Source organism: Parcubacteria group bacterium, assembly GCA_041657845.1.
Classification (GTDB): Bacteria; Patescibacteriota; Minisyncoccia; order Moranbacterales; family JAKLHP01; genus JAKLHP01.
The window spans coordinates 1-4,607 of sequence record JBBABD010000050.1 but is presented as its reverse complement, the minus strand read 5'-3'; the positions used below and the strand labels follow the sequence as shown (position 1 = coordinate 4,607).

Annotated in this window: 7 protein-coding genes and 8 tRNA genes; 1 reads left to right on the top strand and 14 read right to left on the bottom strand. The window is 40.0% G+C overall.

The window, feature by feature from the left end; all coding sequences use genetic code 11:
- The coding region (locus WC906_05180) for a hypothetical protein (protein MFA5777798.1) at window positions 1–277 on the top strand (277 nt) is incomplete at its 5' end.
- A 38-nt stretch (window positions 278–315) separates the two neighbouring features.
- Here WC906_05180 and WC906_05175 read toward each other — a convergent pair.
- The 14 genes from WC906_05175 to rplS form a co-directional block, all read right to left on the bottom strand.
- Complete coding sequence (locus WC906_05175; protein MFA5777797.1) at window positions 316–594, bottom strand: DUF2584 family protein; 279 nt, start codon at window positions 592–594, stop codon at window positions 316–318.
- 26 nt (window positions 595–620) lie between these two features.
- Window positions 621–704 (bottom strand) — tRNA-Leu (locus tag WC906_05170).
- A 95-nt stretch (window positions 705–799) separates the two neighbouring features.
- Window positions 800–870, bottom strand: a tRNA-Cys gene (locus tag WC906_05165).
- A gap of 5 nt (window positions 871–875) precedes the next feature.
- Window positions 876–1,127: a GIY-YIG nuclease family protein gene (locus WC906_05160; protein ID MFA5777796.1), complete on the bottom strand. Its 252-nt coding sequence runs from the start codon at window positions 1,125–1,127 to the stop codon at window positions 876–878.
- 167 nt (window positions 1,128–1,294) lie between these two features.
- Window positions 1,295–1,801 (bottom strand): 3D domain-containing protein, encoded by a 507-nt coding sequence (locus tag WC906_05155; GenBank protein MFA5777795.1) that lies wholly within the window; start codon window positions 1,799–1,801, stop codon window positions 1,295–1,297.
- Window positions 1,802–2,030: 229 nt separating this feature from the next.
- Window positions 2,031–2,101 (bottom strand) — tRNA-Gly (locus tag WC906_05150).
- A gap of 105 nt (window positions 2,102–2,206) precedes the next feature.
- Window positions 2,207–2,707 (bottom strand): DUF2975 domain-containing protein, encoded by a 501-nt coding sequence (locus WC906_05145; protein MFA5777794.1) that lies wholly within the window; start codon window positions 2,705–2,707, stop codon window positions 2,207–2,209.
- Window positions 2,708–2,915: 208 nt separating this feature from the next.
- Complete coding sequence (locus tag WC906_05140) at window positions 2,916–3,245, bottom strand: hypothetical protein (GenBank protein ID MFA5777793.1); 330 nt, start codon at window positions 3,243–3,245, stop codon at window positions 2,916–2,918.
- Window positions 3,246–3,358: 113 nt separating this feature from the next.
- Window positions 3,359–3,433 (bottom strand) — tRNA-Gly (locus WC906_05135).
- A gap of 32 nt (window positions 3,434–3,465) precedes the next feature.
- A tRNA-Ile gene (locus WC906_05130) sits at window positions 3,466–3,537 on the bottom strand.
- A 127-nt stretch (window positions 3,538–3,664) separates the two neighbouring features.
- Window positions 3,665–3,736, bottom strand: a tRNA-Phe gene (locus tag WC906_05125).
- A gap of 159 nt (window positions 3,737–3,895) precedes the next feature.
- Window positions 3,896–3,969 (bottom strand) — tRNA-Val (locus WC906_05120).
- Window positions 3,970–4,059: 90 nt separating this feature from the next.
- Window positions 4,060–4,143 (bottom strand) — tRNA-Leu (locus tag WC906_05115).
- A gap of 50 nt (window positions 4,144–4,193) precedes the next feature.
- The gene (gene rplS, locus WC906_05110; GenBank protein MFA5777792.1) at window positions 4,194–4,607 is read right to left on the bottom strand and encodes a 50S ribosomal protein L19; all 414 of its coding nucleotides are present in this window, start codon (window positions 4,605–4,607) and stop codon (window positions 4,194–4,196) included.

The window sequence follows — 4,607 nt, the reverse complement described above, 5'->3', positions numbered from 1 at the left end:
ACGCCATTCGATGGAAAGATTTTTGCCGAATATGAAAATTTCCCAAATGCACGGAAAGGCCTTGCGAAGAAATATTCCTGGACTGGGCTCAAGAGTTTTTTATGCGCTTTATCATCCTGCAGCCGCACTTTACAATGGAAGTATGCGGACAGTCTTAATTCAAGATTTTAAAAAAATTCCAAAAGTTCTAGAGGCGGTAAAAAAATCAGAAGGTGAAAAAAAAGACGAACCCGCGCCGATTAATGGTAATGAAGACAATCAAGAAACTTTATTTTAAGACAAAAGCGTTCAGTAGAACGCTTTTTAAAAATGTTGTTATTGATTTTCAATCCAATAGGCTGTCAGTATTGTTTTTTCTTCTCCTTCATAAATCTTTAAAACTCTAAACTTGCCCGTTGTCTCATCTTTTTTGTTAGTGAATTCCAGAACAGATATTTTTGCTATTGCCTCTCTTTTGCTATTAATGAGATCAATTGGAGTGTCGAGTGGAAAATTACGATTCCCGATTTTTGAGAATTTGTAAGTTTTTCCTACTTCTAAAGAACTATTTTGGTTTATTTTGAGTACCCAGTTAAATTTGATTGGAAATCCCATAAGCTCTCCTTTGATAAATATTTTTGTGCCGCGGGCGAGACTCGAACTCGCACGGTATTGCTACCGAGGGATTTTAAGTCCCTTGTGTCTACCAGTTTCACCACCGCGGCATTTTCTAATTGTGAGGTTCGGAGTAGATTAGCACTTCTGTAGAAGGTTTTGTCTGGCTTCGCCAGATCTAGCGTAGCTAGATAGACCATTCTTGAGGTCGCGGCCGGAATTGAACCGGCGTACTTGGTTTTGCAGACCAATGCGTAACCACTCCGCCACGCGACCATAAATTATTTTAATGAATGCTTTAACCTTTCTTTTAATAAGTCTCTTTGTTGGTGCGTTTTTAGAAAGTATTCTCTTTTGGTAGCATCCCATTTATCTTTGTATGCTTCGTAATAAACTAATTCAAAAGGAATTCTGGACTTAGTTGATTTTACCTTTCCCAAATTGTGTTCATTGAATCTGGATTTCAAATCCGTGCTATATCCTATATAGATTTTGTTATCTCGCTTGCTTTTTAAGACATAAACATAATACATACGCATAAGATGTTTTGTCTGGCTTTGCCAGATCTAGCGTAGCTAGACAGACCCGTGCCTAACCGCTCGGCCACGCGACCATTTCAGATACAAAATCATATTAACAAAGTAAACAACCAGCGTCAATTTCCAACGCAAAAAGTGCCTCGATAAATCGAGGCACTTTTTTACTCAACTACTTCCGCTAAGAGATTTTTTCTTCCGAAAGCGAAAGCTTCTTTTTTGGTTTCTACATAAATGTCAAAGTGATTCCCCTTGATCGCTCCCCCACGATCTTCACAAACCAGAGTTCCAACTCCTTCAATTTGGATTTTTGTTCCAAAAGGAAAGGCTGGAGGGCAAGCTAAGGTTCTATTTTCTTTCACTTTGATCCCGCTGGCGGTAATTCCATCACTTTTTCCACATTCATCAGCCGCAGCAGTATAAGCAGAAGCATTGATAGTAAATTTTTCCTCAGGAAGGTTTTCCCACATTTTTTCCTGTTTTTCCTTCCATTTGGCAATAATTTTCTCATTTTTCAATTCTTCTTCACTTTTATTTATTGAAGATTCTTTTTTTGTCTCAGATTCTTCTATTTTTGTATTAGTATTTACTGTTTCCTTTGCCTCGGCAGGCGGCATAGAAGCCACGCTTACCAGAAAAGGCAAAGCCGCAACAATACTAATAATATCCATTGTTTTAGCTTAAATTGTTAGCTAGTTTTAATGTGCTAGGCTGGCAAAATGTTTATCTGCCAATAATGCAGGTCAATTTTTACCAACCATCTATTGTAGCAAAATTTAAGCCAAAAGTCAAACCTGGAAACTAAAAATAGGCCCAAACAAGCCATTTTTGAGAAGGCATTTTTTCGGAATAACAAAAAAACAGCTTAAAAAAGCCATTTTTCAAAAAGATTCTTTTTAGAGCGAGTGAGCGGAATCGGACCGCCGTCTAAACCTTGGGAAGGTCTCATTCTGCCATTGAACTACACTCGCAGGGCATGAAGTTAAATAATTTGGAGCTGGCTAGCTAATATGATTAGAACTGGACTTAAGGATGAATCCTTCATAACTTAATATTAATAATTTGTCATCCTAGTCTCATTGCGCCGTTAAGTCAGTCTCGGATTTTATATCCATGGCGCTTTGTAAATTTCTTTCAAACACGGCTGCGGAAGCAGCGATTATTGTAGAGACAAAAATCAGAAAAAGGCTAACAGCAACACCGCCCGCAATATCATCTTCGGGCCGAACTATAAATAGATAGACTAATGGCACTGCAATCAAAGCAACAAGGACTATCGCACAAAATTTTATAGTCCGCAGAGCTTTTATGGTAGCTTGTGAAAATAACTTATTTTGTCTGGCATATCGGAGTATCTTGAGTGCCTGATAGAGCACCACAAAAAACGGGATGGACGCTATATATGCATAAGCCAGAAAAGGATCTTTGAAGTAAATTTCAAAGAGCGTGGCGTGCGCGTTCCTACTCTCAATATGGGGCTCCCAAAGCATGAGAACAATAGTGATAATGCCAATCAGCACAACAGATCTCTGAAGAAATATTGTAGAACTTCGCTTGAAAATTGACCTGTGATCCATTCGTTTATTTATGAATTACTTATAAATTATAGCATAGTTCTAACCTAAATTTTAGGATACTAAAAACAGGCTTTTTCCAAAGCTTGTTTTTGCTGGAGCAGTTTAGTTAATGCCGTGAGAACTAGGTTTATGACTAAAAGCTTTGCTTAAAAAAGAGCCAGAGGTAATAAAACCCTCTGGCCTTGTGACTTACGCCGCCAGAATATATTCATTTCTGGCATTTGAAGTCTATGATGTATGTTCCTTGTGAAAACATTACATCAAGATACTGATACTTGAAGGAGCAGTGCTTGTTTTTTGAAAAAACCTGTCCTCCATAAACGCCCTTGAACGTTATGAGTCGACCATCGTCGAACTCGATTGTTGTATAGCTATTCGATGTATCGACTTTTACATCCTTTACGACTCCCGAAATCTCCTTTACGGGATATTCAGTTTTTGCGAAGACAGCCGAACTGCACGCAAGGAAAAACACACTACAAAGAACTGCTACGATGATTTTTTTCATTGCACTTCCTCCTTTTGGTTTTGTGATCAAACAATTCCGAACTAACTGAATATAGTATATTAAAATATTACTTTTGTCAAGACGTAGTTCTAACTTAACTCTTGGGTACAAAAAAACAGACCCACATTAGGCCTGTTTTTCCATGGAGCGGGTAACGGGAATCGAACCCGTCTCTCGTCCTTGGCAAGGACGTATAATAGCCACTATACGATACCCGCTTGGCGGGCCAAGCCCGTTTAGCGTAATTTAGTGGGACCGGCTGGGATCGGACCAGCGACCAAACGATTATGAGTCGTCCGCTCTACCACTGAGCTACGGTCCCGAATTCCGCAAACGGAATTTTTATTTGTGCCGAAGGGCAGAATTGAACTGCCGACGCAAGGCCCTGTATTGTGCAAGCAAATACAGGGTAAAATTTTCAGCTTGCCCCATACTAAATTTGCCTTTTGTGCCGGACCCCAGAATTGAACTGGGGACGCAAGGATTTTCAGTCCTTCGCTCTACCACTGAGCTAGTCCGGCAAATTTTAGTGTGGGGTCCTTCGCTCTACCACTGAGCTACTTCGGCGGACTTAATTATTCTTTAAAAATTAGCTATTTTTATATTTTTCTTCGCTCGGACCCTGTCCGCCTCTGGCGGGACTGAGCTACTTCGGCTTTTTTATATTATAACACGAAGAGTGGACGATGTAGGATTCGAACCTACGACCTTCTCGGTGTAAACGAGACGCTCTAACCAACTGAGCCAATCGTCCAAAGATGTGCGAACGAGAGGACTTGAACCTCCACGGGATTGCTCCCATCCCGCCTTGGCGGGACGCGTCTTTTATCAAAACAAACTTAGGTGCGAACGAGAGGACTTGAACCTCCACGGGATTGCTCCCACATGCACCTCAAGCATGCGCGTATACCAGTTCCGCCACGTCCGCATTTTTTGTTTTGATAAAAGACCAGTTCCGCCACGTCCGCTTGCTGATTGCTATTTTTCAGCTTCTTCTGCTTTTTCTTCAGTTGCTTTTGGAGTTTCAGGAATTTCTTCTGCTTTGGCAAATTCAGAAAGATCTTTGTATTTCATCTTCAGGGATTTTACGGATTTTTCTCTGATATAATACAATTTCGCTCTTCTCACCTTAGCTCTTTTAACTAAAACTATTTTTCCGATGTTTGGAGAAAACAAAGGAAGGATTAATTCTGAGCCCACTCCATGGGAAACTTTTCGCACTGTTATCATTGGAGAGGAGCTTTGCTTTCCTTTAATAGCAATAACAATTCCCTCAAAAATCTGGGAAATTTCCTTTGTTCCTTCTTTTATTTTTCGAGTAATTTTGACAATATCTCCAGCGCGAAGGTCTGGAAGCTTCTTGCCTCTTTGGCTTAAATTGAATTCTATAAT

Coding starts and splice junctions, on each gene's coding strand:
- WC906_05175 (MFA5777797.1), bottom strand. CDS start 594: ATGGGATTTCCAATCAAATTTAACTGGGTACTCAAAATAAACCAAAAT.
- WC906_05155 (MFA5777795.1), bottom strand. CDS start 1,801: ATGGATATTATTAGTATTGTTGCGGCTTTGCCTTTTCTGGTAAGCGTG.
- WC906_05160 (MFA5777796.1), bottom strand. CDS start 1,127: ATGTATTATGTTTATGTCTTAAAAAGCAAGCGAGATAACAAAATCTAT.
- WC906_05145 (MFA5777794.1), bottom strand. CDS start 2,707: ATGGATCACAGGTCAATTTTCAAGCGAAGTTCTACAATATTTCTTCAG.